Annotated in this window: 22 protein-coding genes; 14 read left to right on the top strand and 8 right to left on the bottom strand. The window is 68.0% G+C overall.

Annotation, left to right across the window (positions count from 1 at the left end; genetic code table 11):
• Positions 1-305: 305 nt before the first annotated feature.
• Together EDC82_RS06950 and EDC82_RS06945 are read right to left on the bottom strand one after the other, a co-directional pair.
• Positions 306-1166: a pseudouridine synthase gene (locus EDC82_RS06950; protein ID WP_006947219.1), complete on the bottom strand. Its 861-nt coding sequence runs from the start codon at positions 1164-1166 to the stop codon at positions 306-308.
• A 103-nt stretch (positions 1167-1269) separates the two neighbouring features.
• On the bottom strand, positions 1270-1746 hold the full coding sequence (locus tag EDC82_RS06945) for an SRPBCC family protein (protein WP_160126204.1): 477 nt from the start codon (positions 1744-1746) through the stop codon (positions 1270-1272).
• Positions 1747-1947: 201 nt separating this feature from the next.
• On the opposite strand from EDC82_RS06945, the gene EDC82_RS06940 reads away from it, so the two are divergent.
• The 6 genes from EDC82_RS06940 to EDC82_RS06915 all read left to right on the top strand — a co-directional run bounded on the left by EDC82_RS06940 (position 1948) and on the right by EDC82_RS06915 (position 8107).
• Positions 1948-2376 (top strand): PH domain-containing protein, encoded by a 429-nt coding sequence (locus EDC82_RS06940; RefSeq protein WP_006947257.1) that lies wholly within the window; start codon positions 1948-1950, stop codon positions 2374-2376.
• A 112-nt stretch (positions 2377-2488) separates the two neighbouring features.
• Entirely contained in the window at positions 2489-3433 is a 945-nt protein-coding gene (locus tag EDC82_RS06935) for an aminoglycoside phosphotransferase family protein (protein ID WP_131941013.1), read from the top strand.
• A 262-nt stretch (positions 3434-3695) separates the two neighbouring features.
• The gene (locus EDC82_RS06930; protein WP_115296240.1) at positions 3696-4616 is read left to right on the top strand and encodes a formate transporter FocA; all 921 of its coding nucleotides are present in this window, start codon (positions 3696-3698) and stop codon (positions 4614-4616) included.
• 66 nt (positions 4617-4682) lie between these two features.
• Positions 4683-5132, top strand: coding sequence for a hypothetical protein (locus tag EDC82_RS06925; protein WP_131941011.1), 450 nt, complete (start codon positions 4683-4685; stop codon positions 5130-5132).
• Positions 5133-5693: 561 nt separating this feature from the next.
• Positions 5694-7082 (top strand): hemolysin family protein, encoded by a 1389-nt coding sequence (locus EDC82_RS06920; RefSeq protein ID WP_115296241.1) that lies wholly within the window; start codon positions 5694-5696, stop codon positions 7080-7082.
• Entirely contained in the window at positions 7079-8107 is a 1029-nt protein-coding gene (locus EDC82_RS06915) for a CNNM domain-containing protein (protein ID WP_115296242.1), read from the top strand. Before EDC82_RS06920 ends, EDC82_RS06915 begins: the two co-directional genes overlap by 4 nt.
• A gap of 210 nt (positions 8108-8317) precedes the next feature.
• On the opposite strand, the gene EDC82_RS06910 is transcribed toward EDC82_RS06915, so the two are convergent.
• Positions 8318-9504, bottom strand: a protein-coding gene (locus EDC82_RS06910; RefSeq protein WP_131940674.1) for an IS3 family transposase whose coding sequence is annotated in 2 segments (ribosomal slippage) — positions 8318-9217 and positions 9220-9504 — 1185 coding nt in all. Because the reading frame shifts where the segments join, the coding sequence is not laid out codon by codon here.
• Between EDC82_RS06910 and EDC82_RS06905 the strand changes: the two genes are divergently transcribed.
• Both EDC82_RS06905 and EDC82_RS06900 read left to right on the top strand, forming a co-directional pair.
• Positions 9503-9922 (top strand): DJ-1/PfpI family protein, encoded by a 420-nt coding sequence (locus tag EDC82_RS06905; protein ID WP_131941009.1) that lies wholly within the window; start codon positions 9503-9505, stop codon positions 9920-9922. The genes EDC82_RS06910 and EDC82_RS06905 overlap by 2 nt on opposite strands.
• 117 nt (positions 9923-10039) lie before the next feature.
• On the top strand, positions 10040-10483 hold the full coding sequence (locus tag EDC82_RS06900; RefSeq protein WP_074045341.1) for a nuclear transport factor 2 family protein: 444 nt from the start codon (positions 10040-10042) through the stop codon (positions 10481-10483).
• Positions 10484-10587: 104 nt separating this feature from the next.
• On the opposite strand, the gene EDC82_RS06895 is transcribed toward EDC82_RS06900, so the two are convergent.
• A complete protein-coding gene (locus EDC82_RS06895; RefSeq protein WP_074045342.1) occupies positions 10588-10908 on the bottom strand; it encodes a helix-turn-helix transcriptional regulator in 321 nt (106 codons plus the stop codon).
• Positions 10909-11048: 140 nt separating this feature from the next.
• Between EDC82_RS06895 and arsB the strand changes: the two genes are divergently transcribed.
• Together arsB and EDC82_RS06885 are read left to right on the top strand one after the other, a co-directional pair.
• Positions 11049-12131, top strand: a complete 1083-nt coding sequence (gene arsB, locus EDC82_RS06890; protein ID WP_074045343.1) for an ACR3 family arsenite efflux transporter — start codon at positions 11049-11051, stop codon at positions 12129-12131.
• Positions 12118-12594 (top strand): low molecular weight phosphatase family protein, encoded by a 477-nt coding sequence (locus tag EDC82_RS06885; RefSeq protein WP_131941007.1) that lies wholly within the window; start codon positions 12118-12120, stop codon positions 12592-12594. Before arsB ends, EDC82_RS06885 begins: the two co-directional genes overlap by 14 nt.
• 196 nt (positions 12595-12790) lie before the next feature.
• On the opposite strand, the gene EDC82_RS06880 is transcribed toward EDC82_RS06885, so the two are convergent.
• Both EDC82_RS06880 and EDC82_RS06875 read right to left on the bottom strand, forming a co-directional pair.
• Complete coding sequence (locus EDC82_RS06880; protein ID WP_131942020.1) at positions 12791-13855, bottom strand: alcohol dehydrogenase catalytic domain-containing protein; 1065 nt, start codon at positions 13853-13855, stop codon at positions 12791-12793.
• 70 nt (positions 13856-13925) lie between these two features.
• Positions 13926-14495: a YetF domain-containing protein gene (locus tag EDC82_RS06875; protein ID WP_160126203.1), complete on the bottom strand. Its 570-nt coding sequence runs from the start codon at positions 14493-14495 to the stop codon at positions 13926-13928.
• A 374-nt stretch (positions 14496-14869) separates the two neighbouring features.
• Here EDC82_RS06875 and EDC82_RS06870 point away from each other — a divergent pair, with 374 nt between their 5' ends.
• Complete coding sequence (locus tag EDC82_RS06870; protein ID WP_131941003.1) at positions 14870-15658, top strand: S1C family serine protease; 789 nt, start codon at positions 14870-14872, stop codon at positions 15656-15658.
• A gap of 171 nt (positions 15659-15829) precedes the next feature.
• Positions 15830-16102: a PDZ domain-containing protein gene (locus tag EDC82_RS14510; RefSeq protein ID WP_160126202.1), complete on the top strand. Its 273-nt coding sequence runs from the start codon at positions 15830-15832 to the stop codon at positions 16100-16102.
• A gap of 128 nt (positions 16103-16230) precedes the next feature.
• On the opposite strand, the gene EDC82_RS06860 is transcribed toward EDC82_RS14510, so the two are convergent.
• Both EDC82_RS06860 and EDC82_RS06855 read right to left on the bottom strand, forming a co-directional pair.
• Entirely contained in the window at positions 16231-17595 is a 1365-nt protein-coding gene (locus EDC82_RS06860; RefSeq protein ID WP_115296247.1) for an FAD-dependent oxidoreductase, read from the bottom strand.
• A gap of 243 nt (positions 17596-17838) precedes the next feature.
• A complete protein-coding gene (locus tag EDC82_RS06855) occupies positions 17839-19377 on the bottom strand; it encodes a sugar porter family MFS transporter (RefSeq protein ID WP_131940998.1) in 1539 nt (512 codons plus the stop codon).
• 178 nt (positions 19378-19555) lie between these two features.
• Here EDC82_RS06855 and EDC82_RS06850 point away from each other — a divergent pair, with 178 nt between their 5' ends.
• Together EDC82_RS06850 and EDC82_RS06845 are read left to right on the top strand one after the other, a co-directional pair.
• Positions 19556-19843: an acylphosphatase gene (locus EDC82_RS06850; RefSeq protein ID WP_131940996.1), complete on the top strand. Its 288-nt coding sequence runs from the start codon at positions 19556-19558 to the stop codon at positions 19841-19843.
• 4 nt (positions 19844-19847) lie between these two features.
• A complete protein-coding gene (locus EDC82_RS06845) occupies positions 19848-20981 on the top strand; it encodes a methyltransferase domain-containing protein (RefSeq protein ID WP_006944341.1) in 1134 nt (377 codons plus the stop codon).
• The last annotated feature ends 55 nt before the right edge of the window (positions 20982-21036 follow it).

Genomic DNA, 21036 nt, shown 5'->3' with positions numbered 1-21036 from the left:
GGTCTTGCGCCCGCTGGTGTCATCCCGATTCGCCGCGTCCTGCGGCGTCCCGCCGCGAGTGCGCTGATCAGGCGTCGTCGCGGGCGTCGACGACCCGTCGGCGCTCGCAGACGGGGGTCGAACCCGCCGATGATGCGGCCATGACGACTTCCTCTCCTCGGGCTGTGCCCCGGCGAGGGGACGACGGCGTCAGTCGCGGTGAGTCGCCCACAGACGCATCGCCGCGTGATTCGTCCTCATCTGTCTAGTGCTGCGTTGGCCGCCGGCGACGTGACGTCCGAGGGTTGGGCAGGACGTCAGCGTGGTCACGCCGGCGACGGAGCCGCGGTGCCGTCGGGCCAGGTGAGGGTGCGCGCCGATGTGAAGTGGCGGGGGGTGCCGTCGACGGGGTCGACGAACGCGAGCGTCTTCGCGAGCAACTGCAGCGGACGCGTGAAGTCGTCGATGTCGTCGTCGAGACGCACGTGCGGATAGAGCGGATCGCCGACGATCGGGATGCCGAGACCGTTGAGGTGCAGGCGCAGCTGATGGGTGCGGCCCGTGGCGGGGGTGAGTCGGTAGGTGGCGACGTCGCCGCGCACCTGCCCGAGTTCGATGTCGGTGATGGCGTTGACCGGCGCCCCCGGCACCTCGAACGCCTGCGCGAGGCCGTGCTGCTTGCGGATGTGCGACTCGACCCGACGCGGCAGCTCGAGCGACGGGTCGTACGCCGCGACGGCCTCGTACGTCTTGCTCACCTGCCGCGCTTCGAAGATGCCCTGGTATGCGGCGCGCCAGCGTGGCTCGCGCGTCAGCAGGAGCACCCCCGCGGTGAGCCGGTCGAGGCGGTGAACGGGCACGAGCGTCGGTTCGTCGAGCATCGCGCGCGCCTTGACGACGACCGACTGCGTGACGTGCCTGCCGCGCGGGATGGAAGCGAGGAAGTGCGGCTTGTCGACGACGACGATGCGTTCGTCCTCGTGCAGCACCGTGAGTTCGAACGGCACCTCCGGCTCCTCGCGCAGCTCGCGGTGGAAGTGGACGAACGTGTGCGGCCGGTACGGTTCGTCACCGTTCCAGGATCGGCCGTGGTCGTCGACGAAACGGCCGCGTTCGAGCATCCCGTCGACGTCGACGTGGTCGGGCAGCTTGTCGTGCAGGAACGCCCGCATCGTCGGCCAGGGCATGGGGTTCGTGCGGTCACGATCGGGCGTGCGCACCCATGCGGCACTGAGGCCGTGACGGCGGGGAAGGGGATGAAAATCTGGCACGGACGGCGCTCGCGAACCGTCAGGCGCCCGCGGGCGCGCGGCCCGTCGCGGCGGCGTCGAGGGCGGCGAGGCCCTTGTCGACGTCCTTCGCCACTTTCGCGTTCATGCGGATGAGGGTGAACAGGACGCGCTGCGGCGCGCTCTGCGGACCCGTCATCGTCCAGGTGACGTCGGTTCCGCCGTCAGCGGCGGGGGAGAAGGCGAAGTGGGAGGTGTTCTCCGACTCGAACGGCGCCGTGAACGTGAGCGCGACGGTGATCTCGTGCGGCGTCGAGTCGAGGATCTCCATGTGTCCCGACCCGGCCTTCTTGTCGCCGGCCCACTCGTACTGCGCGCCGACGCCACGTGCGGCCCCCGAATAGGTGCGGCGCAGCTGCGGATCGAGCCCCTCCCACGGTGACCAGTGCACCCACTCGTGGAAGTCGTCGACGAACCCGTGCACCTGCTCGAGCGGCGCAGCGATGTGACGGCTGCGACTGACGCGGAACTCACCCATGCCCCAGAGGATATGCGGGAGCCGCCCGAGCTGCCGCATGCACGGTCCGCTGCCCGTCGGCTGCTCAGCCGAGTGGGATGACAGGGCGGGCTGCGGTCGTCCCCCGGTCGCCCGCGTGGCCTACCTCGCAGCAGGAGTCGCGGAGACAAGGAGCAGGGCGCCGGGCGCCCGCAGGTGCCTCCAGCCACGTAGATTCACGGCATGGGAATCTTTCAGGGCCTCGCCGGCAACATGCAGCAGATCGACCCGCAGCAAGCACATGAGCTCTACGGCCCCTGGCTGCTCGAGGGTGAGCAGATCCAGTCGGCGTACAAGATGCTGCGCGACGGCTTCTGCATGACCAACTTCCGCATCATCACGCTCGATCACCAGGGTGCGACGGGGAAGAAGACTCGCGTCAAGTCGATCCAGCTGGCTGCGATCGTGGACGTCACCGCAGAGACCGCAGGCGGAGGAGTCGACGACTCGGAGATCACGATCACGTACGTCGTGACGCCTTACCTCAGGGCCCACACCCTGCAGTACGGCGAGTACACGTTCGAGTTCCCCAAGAACTTCGACATCGCGGCGCTGTATCGGCATCTCATGGGCATCGCCCTCAACAACCGTCAGAACCTGAACCGCGCGTGACAGTGGTGCCTGCCGGCCTGCGTGCGTAGCCGCTCGACGCGGGGCGGCGCGCCGAGCGAGATGTCGCCTGCGCGCCGAGTTGGGGACTCGACGCGCATGACAGGATCGGGCAATGGTCGAGACGGACGCGTTGATCCCCGAGTCGCTGCGAGCGCTGATGGCCGGTCGGGCGGCTGACGGCGCCGGGCTGCCTGACGGTGAGGCGTGGCTGCGCAGCGTCCCGAAGACGCTCGAGACGCTGCTGGGCACCTGGCGTCTGACGCCGGACGGGCCGTCTATGCACGGTCAGTGCGCGCTCGTCGTGCCGGTGCGGCGGGGTTCGGAGCGGCTCGCGCTCAAGCTCGCGTGGCCGCACGCCGAGGCGCGGCACGAGCACCTGGCGCTGCGCGCGTGGCGCGGTGTCGGAGCGGTCAAGCTCGTCGCGGCCGAACCGTCGTCATGGGCGCTGCTGCTCGAACGGTGTCGGCCGGCGACGCAGCTGGTGGAGATGTCGTCGCTCGACGCGGCGGAGACGATCGGCGCGATCCACCGGCGTCTCGCCGTGCCGGCGTTGCCGCAGCTCGACACGGCGTCTGCGTGGTGCGGCCGGATCGCCGAGCGGCTGACGGGGGAGGAGCTGCCGATGCCGAGGCGGTTCGTCACCCAGGGGGTGTCGTTGGCGAGATCGCTCGCGCAAGAGCGTGGTGTCGACGCGACGCTCGTGCACTCGGATCTGCACGACGACAACGTCATGAGCGTGACGCGAGCCGGAGCTATTGGCGGGCTCGTCGCGATCGATCCGAAACCGGTCGCGGGAAACCTCGCGCTCGCGGTTGCACCGTTGTTGTGGAACCGGTGGGACGAGGCCGCTGACGCCTACAACCTGAGGAATCATCTGCGTTTTCGCGTCGATTACGCGTGCGACCCGATGGGCGTCGCGCCCGAAGCGGCCCGGGCATGGACGATCATTCGGGTGCTTGCCAACGCCTGGTGGGCCTGCCACGACGCGCGCGAGCGACGCGCTCCTGCACCGGATCTGACTCGCGAGGTCGCCATCATCAAGGCCATGCAGGGCTGACGTTCACCCCTGCCCGAACGCCTCGGTTCGAAGGCCTCAGAGAGCTTCCGACTACTGCCCAGCGGCCCCGCCCCACGTGCGATGTACGTCCCCATTCGCGATCTGCGTAGCCATCGGCGACTCACGTCCACCTTCGCGATCTGCGTCCCCATCTGCGATTTTCGGAAGCATTCGCCCCGGCCGTCGCACGTGGCAGGTGAGGTGCCCGGGCCGTGCGGAGCGTCGCGCCACCCGGCGGCGGGCCATCTCGTACGCTGTGGCCATGAGCCATCCCACTGATTCGTCGACGCCCGCCGCGCCCGTCAGCTCGGCCCCGGCGCCTGCGGCGCCACCCGCCGCATCGACCGCCATCCTCACCCCTGAAGCGATCGCGACGGCTGCCGAGGCCGCGATGGCCAAGCGGCCTGTGCGCGAACCGTGGCGCATCGCCATGCTCGCCGTGCTGGGCGGCGCATGGATCGCGCTCGGTTTTGTCTTCTACATCACGACGCAAACGGGCGCGTCGACGATGCCGTGGGGCATCTCGCGCACCATTGGCGGCGTCGCGTTCTCCGTCGGCCTGCTGCTCGTCATCGTGACGGGCGCGGAGCTGTTCACGTCCTCGACGATGACGATCATCGCCAAGGTCGTTGGACGCATCACGTGGCCCCAGTTCGCGCTGCACTGGGTGATCGTGTGGGTGTTCAACTTCGTCGGCGCGCTGCTCGTCGCGGCGCTGTGCTACTTCGGTGGGCTGCAGACGAACGGCAAGAACGGGTGGGGCAAGGTCGTCCTCGACGGCGCGGCCGCCAAGCTGCATCACTCGTGGGGTGAGGCGTTCGTCCTCGGCATCTTCGCGAACCTCGCGGTCTGCCTCGCGGTGTGGATGGCGTTCGCCGGCAAGACGCTCGTCGACAAGGCGTTCGCCGTCGTCGGGCCGGTCGCGCTGTTCGTCGCGACGGGTCTGGAGCACTCGATCGCCAACATGTTCTTCCTGCCGCTCGCCATGATCTTCAAGGATCACGGGGGAGCGAAGTTCCTCAAGGGCCTCGACATGTCGGCGTACTCGGATCTCACCTGGACGCATGTCTTCGTCAACAATCTGCTGCCGGTGACGCTCGGCAACATCATCGGTGGCGGGCTCATCGCGGGCCTGTACCAGTGGTACGCGAACCGTCCGAAGGTCGAGGCAGCTGCGGTCTGAGGATCGCGCTTTACATCCATTAGCTATATTTATGGCGCAGGGGAGTTGCGTCAGGAGGAGACCACCGTGAGCGATGTCGACAAGGCGCAGGTCCTGAAGGACCTCGTCGCACACCTGAGTGAGCGCCTCGACCAGGCCGACGAGGCTGTGCGCCTGCGCCAGCAGGTCGGCGAGGTGATCGAGCAGGACGAACACCGCGTCGACGACGTCTCGCATCAGGAGGACGCTGGCGACATGCACGACACGCTCCAAGAGGTCGACAAGACGCAGCAGCGCATCGTCGAGACGGCGAAGGCGTTGACGACGGCGTGTGACGTCGTCAAGCCCGGCGCGGTCATCAGTTTCGGCGGCGAGCACTTCGTCGTCGGCGTGGCGACGGACGAGTTCACCTCGGGCGGCACTACCTACCTGGGCATCTCACCGGACGCACCGATCTACGCAGCCATCGAGGGCAAGCGAGCCGAAGACACATTCGAGTTCAACGGCACGATGTTGACGCTCGACGACGTGTCCTGACGCTTCGGGCGCGCGGACGTAAGCGTCAGCAGTCTGGCGGCGAGAGCCAGCAGTGGGTCACATCGCACACAGCGGTGTGACCCACTGTCATTGGGACCTCTTCTGCGCCACGTTCGTCATCCGATAATCGACATTATGTTAAGTAAGCGGACGAGGGGCCTTCCCCAGCACCCCCACACGGCCTGTCGCTTTGCTTCCAGGGTGAACCAAGAGCAGATAGCCAGGACCACGCCGCCTATTTGTTGCATCCAATTTGAACCGCGCCGCCCGGTTACAGGCCGACCGGGTGGAATGACCGCTTCTTGTCCCCGATGAGGGAAACGGCCGGTGCTTTCCGACCGGACGTGGGTCGTCGAGCGGTAGCGGCACCCGGTGCACCGCCGCCCGTACGCGGACTAAAAGAGATGGGGACACAGTACGGGCTACGCTGGGCCGTCACGCGCAGAGCGCGCGAGACGCGCCCAGTGCGGCTGTCGCGAACCCACGATCGGGAATACGGATGAACCCCCTACCACCGCCGCCCTTTTCCAACATGTTCAGCGGACCCGGGGCGGAGCGGCCATGAACGACGCCTTGTCCCTCTTGACCGGTGTCGTCGTCGTTCTTGCGATCACCGCAGTGACCGCGTACTTCGTGGCGCAAGAGTTCGCCTACATGTCCGTGGACCGCTCCAAGCTGACGGCTCGCGCGCAGGCAGGCGATGACACGGCACGCCGCACCCTCGCTATCACCCGCCGCACCTCGTTCCTCCTGTCCGGCGCGCAGCTCGGTATCACCGTGACAGGCCTGCTTGTCGGCTACGTGGCCGAACCACTCATCGGAATGGCGCTGTCGTCCATGCTGGGCGGAGTCGGCATCCCCACCGGCATCGGCCTGACCGTGGGCGGCATTCTCGCAATCACCTTCTCCACGTTCGTGCAGATGCTGTTCGGTGAGCTTTACCCGAAGAACTACGCTATAGCTCGCCCCGAGCAGGTCAGCGGCGCTCTCGCACGGTCGAGCGCCCTGTACTTGAAGGTGTTCGGCCCGGCCATCTGGGTGTTCGACAAGTCCGCTGAGCTGCTGTTGAAGCGTGTCGGCATCGAACCGGTGCACGACGTCGAGCAGGCCGCCACAGCGGATGACCTGCACCACGTTGTCGAGGCGTCGAAGCAGACGGGCGACCTCGCGCCGGAACTGTCAGACATGCTGGATCGCATCATCGACTTTCCCACCGAGAACGTCGCTCACGCGATGATCCCCCGCGCTCAGGTCGACTCAGTGCGAACTGAAACAAACATCGCTGAGATGCGCGCTCTCATGGCGAGCGGGCACACGCGCTACCCCGTGATCGACGGCACCGACGACGTCGCCGGTGTCGTGCACCTCGTCGATGTGCTCGCCGCGCAGGATGGCGCTCGGCCGGTCTCGTCGGTGATGCGTCCGGCACTGATCGTTCCTGAGCTGATGGGGTTGTCCACCGCGTTGAGCGAACTCGACCGCGCCAAGCAGCAACTCGCATGTGTCATCGACGAGTTCGGCGGGTTCACCGGCATCATCACCGTCGAAGACCTGGCAGAGGAAGTTGTCGGGGAAATCACCGACGAGCACGACCCGGTCCTACCCGAGTATGCGCCGCTGCCCGATGACGGCCAGTGGGTGATGCAAGGGTCCGTGCACATCGACGAGGTCGAACGTGCTCTTGACGTAGACCTGCCCGAGGGTGAATACGAAACGGTGGCGGGCCTCGTGGTGGGTCGCCTCGGTACGCTCCCGCGCGTCGGTGAGCGTGTCGTCATCGACGTACCCCAGGGCCCGCGTGTACTGGCCGTGGATGAGGACGCCCCGCCATCCCGCCTCGACATCGAAGTTCTTGCTGTGGAACGGCACGTGCCGTCCCTGCTCAGGTTGACCCTGCTCGAACCAGAATCAGCCCCGCACGACACCGAGGAAGAAGGGAGCGACCGATGAATCCCTTCGCCACGACTATCGCGACAATCGCCATCATCGCCCTGTCGGCGTTCTTCGTCGCCGCCGAGTTCTCCCTCATCAACGCGCGCACCCACCGCCTTGAAGACAACCCGTCAGCGTCCGCGCGTGCCGCGCTTCGCAGCTCGGGCGAAATCACGATGCTCCTCGCAGCGTCACAGCTTGGGATCACCGTGTGCACCCTCGCATTGGGTGCCATCACCAAACCTGCCGTGCACCACGCCCTGATGAGACCCCTGGAGATGGTCGGCCTGGGTGAGACGGCTGCCGACGTCGCCGCGTTCGTCCTCGCGCTCATCATCGTCACGTTCCTGCACCTCGTCATCGGGGAAATGGCGCCCAAGTCATGGGCGATCGCACACCCCGAAAAGTCCGCGATCATGCTGGCGCTGCCGATGCGCGCTTTCATGCGTGTCACACGTCCGATCCTTGCGGCGTTGAACCGTGCCGCGAACTGGCTCGTGCGCCGCTCCGGTGTCGAACCGGTCGATGAAGTCAGCGAATCGCAAGACTCGACGTCATTGCGCCAGCTCGTCGAGCACTCAGCGAGCGTCGGAGCGCTCGACCTCGCCTACCGCACCTCACTGACAAGCGCAATCGACCTTGAACGCCTGACGATCGCAGACCTGCTTGACGGGCGTGGCGCCCCTACGGCGGCTCCCGCCACGGCAACCGTCGGTGATGTTCAGGCTGCCGTGATGCGCAAGGGGCACACGCGCGTGTTGCTGATGGAGCCCGCCGGCGCTGGTTCCGGCGTACGGGGCGTCGTGCACGTGCGAGACACGCTGATGCTCCCCGAGGCGACACCTGCGGACACCGTGGCCCGTCCCGTCCTCGAACTGCCCCGCGACACGGCCCTGCATGAAGCGCTTCGGCTGATGCGTGAAGGCAGCCACCAGCTCGCCGTCGTCACCGACAACGGCGCTTTCAGTGGCGTCGTCACCCTGGGCGACATCCTGCCCAAACTGCTGCCCCGCGCAGACGCGGTGACAGACGGCGCCGCGTGACGCTCGCCTCCCCGAGCTATTTGCCTGCTTGGTTCGCTTCGGATGCAAACCTGGAGTCGTCATCGACGCTCCGCGAAGGGCCTGATCCTCACACCGCGCGCGGAGAGGTCAACATTCCTCGGGCCGACGTCGTCATCGAGCCCGGTGGCGACGGTTCGCTCGAGCGTCTGCGAGACGAGGGGACTGCTGCACGGATAGGTGACATGTTGGTCATGCGGCCTGGGTGGCCGCTGTGGTCATGATGGTCTCGTACTCGATGGGGGTCAACTTGCCGAGGCGGGCTTGGCGTCGTCGGCGGTGGTAAGTCCGTTCGGTCCAGGTGACGATGGCCAGCCTCAGCTGGTCGCGGGTGTCCCAGGTTCGGCGGTCCAGGACGTTCTTCTGCAGGAGTGCGAACCAGCTCTCCATGGCGGCGTTGTCCGCGCTCGAGCCGACTTGTCCCATGGATCCGAGCAGGTCGTGCCGGGACAGGGCGCGCAGGTACTTGCGGGACCGGAACTGGGACCCGCGGTCGCTGTGGACGATGCAGCCGGCCACGTCGACGCCCGCTCGGGCGCGGGTGTCCACGGCGTGTTCCAACGCCTGCACGGCCAGGCGGGCCTTCATCCGCGAGCTGATGGAGTACCCGAGGAGCCGGTTGGACCACACGTCCTTGACGGCGCACATGAACACCTTGCCCTCACGGGTGCGGTGCTCCGTGATGTCGGTCAGCCACAGCTGGTTCGGGCCGGTCGCGGTGAAGTCACGCTGGACGCGGTCATCGTGCGCCGGCGGGCCGGGCCGGCCCTTCTTCGCGCGCTTCTTCCCGAACACGCTCCACCACGCGTTGCTCGAACAGATCGCCCACGCGGTGCGGTCGCACATCTCCTGCCCGGCGTCGCGGGCCTCGTCAGCTAGGAGGCGGTACCCGAACTCCGGGTCGTCACGGTGTGCATCGAACAACGCGTTCGCGCGGTGCGCTTCCACCCAGTCGGCGTCGGTCACGGGGTTGGCCAGCCACCGGTAGTACGGCGCCCTGGCAAGTTTCAGGACCCGGCACGTCACCGTCACAGGCACCCTGATCGGGGCATCCTGGGCGGCCAGCTCACGGACGAGCGGGTACATCATTTTCCCGGCAGGTTCGCCTGCGAGAGGTACGCCGCAGCGCGGCGTAGCACCTCGTTCTCTTGCTCGAGCAACCGGATCCGACGGCGAGCCTCACGCAACTCACCAGAGTCGCTCACCGCGGCGGCGGGTTTGTTCCCGTCCTGCCGGTCAGCGATGGCGATCCAGTTCGTCAGGCAGGACTCCGAGATCCCGAAGTCCTTCGCGATCTCCTTCAACGTCGTCCCGGCCTCACGAGAGCGAGCGACCTCGATCACGTTCTGGCGGAACTCCTTGGGGTACGGCTTGGGCATGGTGCACATCCTCTCCTGCGGCACCGAACGGCACCACAGAGTCGATGTCACCTATCCGTGCAGCAGTCCCGAGAGCCACCGCGGCTGGCTGCAGGAGGCTGCGCAGCGAGGTGCCATCGTCGCGAGTGTTTGCACGGTCGCTCGCCTCCTTGCCGCCGCGGGGTTGCTGCACCAGCGCCCGTTCACGACCTACCACGACACGTTCGCCAGCGTCGCGGCCCTCGACCCCAAGGCCCAACCATGCCCGGGTCAGCGATGGATCGACGACGGGCAGGTCATCACGGACGCAGGCGTCTTCGCCGGCATCGACATGGCCCTGCATCTCGTCGGACGCCCCGCCACCCCTGAGCGCGCACGCGAGGTCCAAGATGGGATCGAGTACCGCCCGGCGCCCCCGACGTGGGCGTCCCGATCATGACCGCGCTGTGCCCCGCCGACACGGGGACGAGCACGTCGCACACCTCGTTGGCGTGGCGCGGACGTGTGATCGAACGCGTAGCATCCATCTGAACGCCAACCATTCCAGGAGACCGCCATGAACGCACCCCGTCCCCCTGTCCCACCCTTCACAGCCGAGACAGCGGCCGCAAAGGTGCAAGCTGCCGAGGACGCGTGGAACACGCGAGACCCCGAACGCGTCGCCGGCGCCTATACGCCGCACACCGTGTGGCGAAACCGCGGCGAGAGCATCGTCGGGCGTGACGCCGTCATCGAGTTCCTCACTCGCAAGTGGGCGCGCGAACACGAATACCGGTTGCGCAAGAACCTGTGGGCGTTCACCGACGACCGCATCGCCGTGCGTTTCCAGTACGAGTGGCATGACGATGACGGTCAGTGGTGGCGTTCCTACGGCAACGAGCTGTGGCACTTCGATGCCGACGGTTACATGAGCCGTCGCGAGGCGAGCATCAACGATGTTGCCATCACCGAGGCCGAACGACGCGTACGGCCCGGACGAGGCGAACTTCCACCCTCCTGAACCCGCGCGCTGGCAGCGGTGCCGGCGTTCGAGTCACACCCGGCGCTGCAAGCGTCGATCAGAGGGGCGCACGCGCGATGGAGGTGACGCCTCCAGCGTTGTCGCTACGACCTCGCGAGCGTCGTCCGGGCCGCCACTCGGGACGACTCGACCCCCAGAAGCTCCCGAACCGGATCCAGCGACCCGGGCACACTGCGGTAGTAGACCCACGTGCCGCGACGTTCTGAGGTGACGAGCCCAGCGTCGCGCAGCTTGCGCAGGTGATGCGAGATCGTCGCCTGCGACAATTCCAGGTCCGGCAGGTCGCAGACACAGATCTCCCCTGGCGCCGCCGCGACGATCGCGTCGAACAGGCGTAGACGCGCCGAATCGCCGAGCGCCTTGAACACGGCAGCAGCGCGCGCAACATCTTCGTCGTTCGCCACGACTCGAGGCGCACCATCCCGCGACGTCGCCTCACCCCGCCGCTCACACCCGTCGATCGTCACTCAACTATTTTGACACATGTCGAATCACGCCTCAGGATGGCACCGTATTCACCGATGACGAAAAAAGGCGGCCGACCGTGAACTCCCCTGCATCGCCCCGCGCGAGACTGTCGACGCTCGACCGCTTCCTGCCCGTGTGGATCATCGCCGCCATGGTGGCAGGCCTCCTGTTGGGACGCCTCGTGCCCGGCCTCGACGACGCCTTGTCAGCCGTCGAGATCCAGGGGGTCTCGCTGCCCATCGCCATCGGGTTGCTCATCATGATGTACCCGGTGCTCGCCAAGGTGCGTTACGACAAGCTCGACGCCGTCACGTCCGACCGGCGGCTACTCGGCGCCTCGCTCGCACTCAACTGGATGGTCGGGCCGTTGCTCATGTTCGCCCTCGCGTGGATCTTCCTGCCGGATCTGCCGACCTACCGCACCGGCCTCATCATCGTCGGCCTCGCGCGCTGCATCGCCATGGTCATCATCTGGAATGACCTCGCCTGCGGCGACCGCGACGCGGCTGCTGTGCTCGTCGCGCTCAACGCGCTGTTCCAGATCGTCGCGTTCGCCGCGCTCGGCTGGTTCTACCTCAGCGTCCTGCCCGGCTGGCTCGGCCTCGACCAATCACATCTCGACGTCTCCCCCTGGCACATCGCCGCGTCGGTTCTCGTCTTCCTCGGCCTCCCGCTGCTCGCGGGTTACCTCAGTCGGCGCATCGGCGAGAGGCGTTGGGGCCGTAAGGCGTACGAGTCGCGTTTTCTGCCCCGCATCGGGCCGTGGGCGCTCTACGGCCTGCTGTTCACCATCGTCGTCCTGTTTGCGTTGCAGGGCGCACAGATCACGTCGCACCCCCTCGACGTCGCCCGCATCGCGCTGCCCCTGCTCGCCTACTTCGCGCTCATGTGGGGCGGCGGCTACCTGCTCGGCCGGGCCCTGGGCATGGGCTACGAACGGACGACGACTCTCGCCTTCACCGCTGCCGGCAACAACTTCGAGCTCGCCATCGCCGTCGCCATCGCGACGTTCGGCGTCACCTCCGGCCAGGCACTCGCCGGGGTCGTCGGCCCGCTCATCGAGGTCCCCGTTCTCGTCGCTCTGGTCTACGTCAGCCTGGCCCTGCGCGATCGCTTCCCCCAACCCATGCTCGAGGCCGACCACGATGCCCCGCGCTGACCGTCCCACCTCCTCGCCCGATGGCGCAGCTGACGCGGATCGTCGACCGCGCGTCCTCTTCGTCTGCGTCAAGAACGCTGGCAAGTCGCAGATGGCGGCCGCGCTCACGCGCCATTTCGCTCGCGAGCGCCTCGATGTCCACTCCGCCGGCACTCAGCCCGGCAGGGCCGTGAACGCGGAGTCGGCGACCGCCGTCGCCACCCTCGGCGCAACCTTCGACGGCGAACATCCCAAGGCCATCGACCCCGCCGTGCTGCGCACTGCCGACCGCGTCATCATCGTCGGCTCTGCTGCACGGCTCGAACCGATCGACGGCATGCTCGCAACGATCGAGACGTGGCACACCGATGAGCCGTCGACGCGCGGCATCGAGGGCACCGAGCGCATGCAGCTCATCCGCGACGACATCGCCGAGCGCTGTCGCACGCTCGTCGGCGAGATGCTCCACCGAACTCAGGGGTGAACAGAACTACCTCCCCCAGGCGCAAGATGGCCTTTGTCGACGCCCCGCCCGTTGATGCGTCGCACCTCGCGCCCTCGGGCCCGCCATGACGCTGGGCGACGACGCACAGGACGGACGCTTCTTTGTCAGTGTTGTCGTCGTCTGGAGTGGTTACTGCCGACAGCACGCCTACCGCGCTCGCCACGAGCTGGGTGCGTCAGCGACGCGGGTCGATCATCGTCACGCCGGAGAGCGGCGAGGCGTCGAACGTCGGCAGCATCGCCGCGCCGTCGTCGAGGCTGACGGTGCGGGCGATGAGTCGCCCGGGATCTAGTCGGCCGTCGGCGACGAGCGCCAGCATCGCCGGATAGTCGGCGGCGGCCATGCCATGGCTGCCGAACACGTCGAGCTCCCAACCGATGACGCGCGCCATCGGCACGCGCGGATGCCCGTCCACCGGCGGCAACAACCCCACCTGCACGTGCCGCCCACGACGCCGCAGCGCATGAATCGCGTCAGAACACGTCGATTCGCTGCCCACCGCGTCGACGGCGACGTGCGCTCCGCCACCCGTGATCTCGTGGACGCGGGCCGCCACGTCGACAGGCTCGTTGGTCTCAGCGACCCCGGCGCCCCTGGCCAGGACGACGGCGTCCGCGCCCTCGCACGTCGCGAGCGCCAGCGCGTCGACGTTGCGGTCCACGGCGACGACACGCGCCCCGAGCGACTTCGCGATCATGACGGCGCTGAGTCCGACTCCCCCGGCGCCGACGACGCACACCCATTCACCCGGCTGCACATCAGCACGAGCCGTCAGAGCTCGAAAGGCCGTCGCGAACCGGCACCCGAGGCTCGCGGCGGCCGCGAAGCTCACAGCGTCGGGGATTGCGACGAGGTTCGTGTCCGCGCGTCGCGCGACGACGTACTGCGCGAACGATCCCCAGTGCGTGAACCCCGGCTGATCCTGGGTCGGACAGACCTGCGCGTCACCGGTGCGACACCACTCGCAGGCGCCGCAGCCCTCGACGAACGGCATCGTCACCCGCTGCCCGACCCGCCAGTTCACGACGTCCGAACCGACCTCAGTGATCACCCCGGCGAACTCGTGACCGGGCACGTGCGGCAGCTCGACGTCATCATGACCGGCCCACGTGTGCCAGTCGCTGCGGCACAACCCCGTCGCGCGCACCTCGACGAGGACGGCGTCGTCAGGCAGGGCGGGCACCTCGACCTCCTCGACGCCGACGGCCCCCGCGATCTCTTGCATTACCACTGCGCGCATCGTCATCCCGCCACTGTGGCAGATCGCGAGAACACGTGCTCTACGGAAGCCACCCGATCTCGAGGGGTGTTCAGCGGCCGCCGGTCGTATCGACGTCACCGAATCCCGGCGGCAACCCGGCGATCCCGACCAGCAACTGCGGGTCGATGCTCTCGCCGCGCCGGACGACCGTCAGCGTGCCGCGCGGTTCTAGGACGGCGAGGGCGACGTCGTCGAGGTGCCGCACTCCCCCGGCTCGCAACCGTTCGTGCAACCGCTCGGCGGTGAGGCCGATGTGGCGCAGGGCGTCCGGGCGTGCCCGCCCGTCGATCATGACGGCCCACGCCCGGGCGCGGCCCGCGGCGCGGTGGCTGCGCATCGACATCACCGCGTGCAGCCGTCCGAAACCGAACTCCAGGACGAACAGGGTGGCCATCGCGACGAGCGCACCGCACAACGTCGGCGAGTTGCCCAGCATCGCGCGGGCGCACAGCGCCCCGAGGACGGTGAACACGGCGACGGACATCGTCGAACCGGCCGCCAGATACCGTACGCCCCAGAAATGCAGGATCGCGACGAAGACGGCGTACAGCACCACTGTCGCGACGACGACGCCGACGACGCCACTGGCGCCGATGCCGATGTGCGGCCAGATGTTCACACCGCCCCCTTTCGCACCTGTCCCCCGGCGACCAGTGTCTCCTACCCCCTCATACCGTTCCGAGCCGGCCCCGGCGCGCAGCTGCACGAGTTCTGCGCATCTGCACGAGGAATATCGCGCACATTCCTCGTGCAGATGCTCAAAAGTCATGCAACGTCGCGGCCGTGCGCTGCGCGCCCTCCACCACCTGCCGCACGGGCGTCAGCCGACACAGCGACGCCACAGGTCGGCGACAGCGGACCCCACGGTGCGTCACCTTCACTTGGTCTCAACACGTCGACGCACCGCCGTCGCCGTCGCCCTCGCGCCAACACATCGCGACGCCAGGGACGCACACCATCGCAAGCCCGAGCACTCGCCCCAAGGAGCATCCCATGCGCAGCCCCGCCCTCGTCGCCCTCACCGCAGCATGCTCGGCCGCCATCGCCGCCCCCTTGGCAATCGGCGTGCACGACGGTTCCCTCAGCGCGTTCGACGCCGGCTCCGTCACCCGTCAGCTGCGCAGTCAGCTCGACGCCGCCAGCGCTCGCAGCACCACCGATTCGGGCAGCTCATCCACTGACACGGATCAGGGCGGCGCCTCGACGCCGCAAACCGCACCCGACGGCTCGAGCACATCGCCGTCGAACGGCGGCGCGCAAGCCAGTGGCGCGTCATCCAGCGGAACGACGACGCGCGCCACCGCCGCTCAGAGCAAGGGCGTCGTCATGATCGACGTGGCCACCTCGAGCGGTGAGGCTGCGGGCTCCGGCATGGTGCTCACGGCCGATGGCACCGTCCTGACGAACTACCACGTCGTCTCCGGCTCGACGCAGATCCGCGTCACCGTCCCGAACGGCGGGTCATACACGGCGAGCGTCGTCGGGCACGACGAATCCCACGACGTCGCCGTGCTCAAGCTCAGCGGTGCGAAGAACCTCGATACCGTCACTCTGGACACCGACGGAGTCAGGACGGCCGAAGAGGTTCTCGCCGTCGGCCAAGGCGGCGGCGAGGGCGTGCTCTACGCCGCCTCCGGCATCGTGACGGCGACGGGGCGCTCGATCACCGCCTCCGAACAGGGGTCATTGTCGTCCGGTGAGAACCTGACGAACCTCGTGCAGACGAACGCGCCCATCGTCGGCGGCTACTCCGGCGGGCCTCTGTTCGACGCCGCGGGCTAGGTCGTCGGAATCGACACCGCCGCATCCGCGACGAACTCGCTCACCGGCTATCAGCGCAGCAACGCCGAGGGGTACGCCATCCCGATCACGCAGGCCAAGTCGATCGCCGACGACATCCTCGCCGGCCGCAAGACGACGACGAATCACATCGGCGCGAAGGCCGCCCTCGGCGTGGCCGTCGTCCCGAGCTCGTCGTTGCGGGGCGCCAGCGACACCGGCGTCGTCGTGCAGCAGGTGCTGAACGGCTCGGCTGTCGCAAGCACGGGGATGACGGCGGGTGACACGATCACCGCCCTCGACGGCAAGGCCGTCACCTCGACCGACTCCCTCAGCTCGCTCATGGGCACCCGCTACCCCGGCTCGACGATGAAGGTGACGTGGAGCGACACCTCCGGCGCGTCGCACACGGCGTCCGTCACGCTGCAGAAGTCGACCGCGAACTGACGCGTCGCGGGTCTCGAGGTGGCCTTGCGCCATCTCGAGACCCGCGTGCCCGGCATCGGGACGCACGAGAGCAACTCGCCCCCTTGCATCCCGATCCAGCCGGGCCGGGCGCCACCGTCAGCAGCTCGTCAGGACGCAAGATCCTCGGCGTATGCCTGACCGGCGGCGATCATGTCCTCACGGGACACGACCTTGACGCGCTCGCGGCCGGCGCTCTCGCCGAGGGCGATCTCGTGGGCGTCGAGACGCTCCCAGTGATCCCAGAGCGTGATCTCGACACCCGAATCAAGCAGGTGACGTAGCAGCGCGTCCGGGTCGCCGCCACTGGGCGTGGGCAGCGAGTCGAGGTCCTCGAGCAGGCACGCAATGGTCTCCGATGCATCCGACTTCGTGTGCCCGATGAGCCCGACGGGGCCGCGCTTGATCCACCCCGTCACGTACGTCGCCGGCATCACCTCGCCGCTGACGTCCGTCACGCGGCCCGCCTCGTTGGGCACGACGCCCGCGGCGTCGTCGAAGGGCAGGTCGCGCAGCGGCGAACTGTAGTACCCGACGGCGCGGTAGACGGCCTGTACGTCCCAGTCGCGGAACTCGCCCGTGCCGTGCGTCGTCGCGTCGCCGTTGAACTCCTGGTGCTCGGTGCGCAGGCCGACGACGCGGCCGTCCTCGCCGAGGATCTCGACGGGCGCCTCGCACAGGTGCAGGTGGATCTGGTGCGGCGCGCCGCTCGGCTCGTTCTCGAGGTACTTGAGCAGCGTGTTGACGACGAGCTTCGTCGACTTGCTCGCGTTGATCGCGGCCTGGCCGGCCTCGTCGATCTCGAAGCCCTCCTCGTGCACGATGACGTCGATGCTCGGGCTGTGCGACAGCTCGCGGAACTCCATCGGTGAGAACTTCAACTGCGCCGGGCCGCGGCGCGCGAAGACGTGCACCTCCGTCGCCTGGTTCGCCTTCAACCCGTCGTAGACGTTCTGCGGGATCTCGGTCGTCAGCTGCTCGTCGGCGGGCTTGGCGAGCATGCGCGCGACGTCGAGGGCGACGTTGCCGGCGCCGAGGACGGCGACCTTGCGCGCCGTCAGCGGCCATTCGCGCGGCACGTCGGGGTGGCCGTCGTACCAAGAGACGAAGTCTGCGGCGCCGAAGCTACCGTCGAGGTCGATGCCGGGGATGTCCAGCGGTCGGTCGCTCGAGGCGCCCGTGGAGAAGATGACGGCGTCGTAGTGCTCCTGCAGCTGTTCGAGGTCGAGGTCGGTGCCGTAGTCGACGTTGCCGATGAAGCGGATGCGATCTCCCGACAGCACGCGACGCAGCGCCTTGATGATCTCCTTGATGCGCGGGTGGTCGGGCGCCACGCCATAGCGCACGAGGCCGTACGGTGCGGGCAGCCGGTCGAACAGGTCGACGCGCGCGCCCTCGTGCTGCTTCGTCAGGATGTCCGAGGCGTAGATGCCGGCCGGGCCGGCTCCGATTACGGCGACGCGAAGGTCTCGCATGCAATCCCCTTCTGCAGGTGGCACGGCGTCGGCCGTGCGGTGGTGGCGTCGTCGGGCAGGGTGATGTCCGGCAGGCGTCATGAACGAGTTGTTAGCGTAAACATAACCAGACATTACTTGTCGAACGGTTCGTCGACGCTTCTCATGCCATGTTAGGTCTGCCTAACGTCCAGCACCAATCCCCCACGACGCGAACGGCGCTCGCCTCTCGCGAGACGAACGCCGGTCTGCGGCGGGATGCCGTCAGGCGTCGGCGGGCGAGCGCTTGCGCCCACGATGTGGCAGGAACGTGCCGTCCTGCAGGCTCGACTCGATCTCTTCGAGGCTGCGACCCTTCGTCTCAGGAACGAAGAAGTACACCGTCACCCAGGCGATGACGTTGATGACGGCGTAGAAGATCATCGCGCCCGGCAGCGACAGCCAGTCGATGAGCGTGAGGGCGGTCAGCGTGATGAGCAGGTTCGAACCCCACAGCGCGGCCGCGTGCAGCGCCGTCGCCGCCGAACGCACCTTGAGCGGGTACAGCTCCGAACCCATGAGCCACCCGACGACCTGGATGCCGCCGGCCTGGAAGAACATGAAGGACAGGATGAGCGCGAGCGCGACGCCCGCAGGCGGGTCGTCGTTCGTCACCCAGAACGCGATGCCGAACGCGGCGATAGACACTGCGGCTCCGGGCAGCATGACGAGCATGAGACGGCGACGCCCGATGCGGTCGACGACGAACTTACCGAGCGTCGTCATGACGAGATAGACGACGCCGACGCCGACGTTGCCCGCCTGCGCCATGTCGTCGGAGAAGCCGACGTTGTTCTTCAGGATCGTCGGCGTGTAGTAGATCATCATCTCCAAGCCGGTGATCTGCGTGAAGATCGCGACCATGATGCCGGCGAACAGTGCCGGGCGAATCCACTTCTCGCTGAACAGGGTTCGCCACTCCCCCTCACCGGAGGCCTGCTGCTCCTCGCGGTAGGTGCGCTTGATCTCGGCGATCTCCGCGTCGACCGCGCGCGTGCTCGGACGCACCCAGCGCAGCACCCGACGAGCAGGGTTGACGAACCCCTGCTGCACCAGCCAGCGTGGACTCTCCGGCAACGGCTTCATCCCGATGAGCAGCACGAGCGCCGGCACGACAGCGGCGGCGATGCGGACGCGCCAGCTGATCGCGGAGTCGCCGAAGTAGTTGACGAGGCTCGCGGTGAGGATGCCGACGCCGATCGCGACGTTGAAGAACGTCACATAGCTGCCGCGCTTCGCGGGCGGTGCGAGCTCCGAGATGTACGTCGGGATCGCCATCGTCGAGCCACCCACGGCGAGGCCGAGGAAGACGCGCGCGAGCGACAGCGTCCACCAGTCGTTCGCGGCGCCGCTGAGCAGGACGCCGATCGCGAACACGGCCGCGATGCCGATGATCGCCTTGCGCCGCCCGCCCCTCTTGACGATGACGCTCGTGCCCAGCGCACCGAGCACCGCGCCGAGCAGGATCGATGAGGTGATGATCTCCGTGATGTTGTGCGCCGCCGAGCCGAAGCGCTCCTCGTTGATGTGGAACTCTTCGGTGACGTGCAGCATCGCACCCGAGATCACGCCGGTGTCGTAGCCGTATAGCAGCCCGCCGAACGCGGCGATGAACGACACGTGCAGCACATGTCGACGCGCCAGACGCTCCGCTTCAACGGGGCTGACGTCGTCGTCGCGGGCTGCGTCGGGGATGCCGCCGAGGCGACGCTCGGCGTCGGTCAACTCGTTCGGGGCGCTCTCGGCACCCGGTGCGTCGGACATGCGCCATCCATTCTCGAGGCCTGCCCAGCGACGCGACAGGAGGAACCAGGGTCGAGAGTGAACCTATCCAACGCGCGTTCGGGCTGCGAAACCGGCCGGCGCGGCACCCGAGACCCGGCCACGGCCCCCACTTGCGGCGCTGATGCAGGCCAGCGGGCCGCTGACGTACCGTAGGCGCATGCCAGTCTCGAACCAATCCCGCGCGGTCGATCTGCGCGTCACCGGCACTGTTCAGGGCGTCAGCTACCGCGCCGCGTGCGCCGAGCAGGCGCGTACGCTGGGACTCGTCGGATACGTCGAGAACCTCGATGACGGCGCGGTGCACGTCGTCGCCGAGGGTACGCCGGACGCCGTCGAATCGCTCGTGGACTGGTGCCACGACGGCCCCGCTGCGGCGTCCGTCGACGACGTCGAGGTGCGAGACGTCGCCCCCGAGGGTTACGACGACTTCACCGTCCGCCGCTGAGCGCGTGCACTGCCACTATTTCGACGTCGGTGCGTGCCGCTCGTGCACGAACCTGGCCGTGCCGTACGACGAGCAACTCATGCGCAAGCAGACGTCCGTCGAGCACACCCTCGCCGCACGAGTGGCGCCCGAGGCGTGGCTCTCCCCCGCCGCATCGCGCCCGGCCGCGTTTCGCAACAAGGTGAAGCTCGCCGTCGGCGGCCACGTCGACGCTCCGACGCTCGGGCTCGCACTGCCCGGGCGCCCTGCCGTCGACCTGCGCGAGTGCCCCATCCAGGAACGGCCGATCTGGGACGTCGTGCCCGACCTCGCCGGGTTCATCACCTACGCACGTCTCATGCCCTATGACGTCGACGCGCGCACGGGCGAGCTCAAGTTCGTCATCGTCACCACCAACACTGACGGCGAGTTGCTCGTCCGCTTCGTCGTGCGCACCAATGACGGAGTTGACCGACTCAGCGCCGCCCTGCCCGCCCTGACGGACCGCCTGCCGCAGATCGTCGCCGTCTCTGCGAACATCCATCCGGAGCACAAGGCCGTCGTCGAGGGGGATGTCGAGATCGCCCTGACGCCCACGCAGACGCTGCGTGCGGCCGTCGGCGACGTGACGCTGTACCTGCAGCACCGCAGCTTCTTCCAGACGAACACCGATGTCGCCGCGGCGTTGTACCGCCAGGCGCGCGCGTGGGCCGACGACGTCGACGCTCGTCAGGTGCTCGACCTGTACTGCGGCGTCGGCGGCTTCGCCCTCCATCTTGCGGACGGCACCCGCCGCGTCCACGGCGTCGAGATCGAACCGAGCGCCATCGACAGCGCCCGTCGCAGCGCCACCGAAGCCGGGTCGGACGCGACGGTGACGTTCGACGTCGGCGACGCGAGCACCCTCGTCATGCCCGAGCACGACGTTCCGGATCTCGTCGTCGTCAACCCGCCGCGACGCGGCATCGAAGCGCTCGCCGACGCGCTCGAGCGCAGCTGCGTCGCGCACGTCATCTACTCGAGCTGCAACCCGACGAGCCTCGCCGCCGATCTCGCCGCGATGCCGAGCTTCGACGTGCGGGCCGCGCGACTGTTCGACATGTTTCCGCACACCAACCACGCCGAGGTCGCGGCGCTCCTGTCACGCCGGCCCGCGTGAGTTGAGTCACGGCCCGAACTCGTAGTCGACCGGAGCCCGAGAGCGCCCCCGCCCG

The sequence above is a fragment of the Dermacoccus sp. SAI-028 genome (genome assembly GCF_004346775.1).
GTDB lineage: Bacteria > Actinomycetota > Actinomycetes > Actinomycetales > Dermatophilaceae > Dermacoccus > Dermacoccus nishinomiyaensis.
Note: the sequence above shows the minus strand (reverse complement) of the source record. Positions and strands in the feature narration are given on the sequence as shown.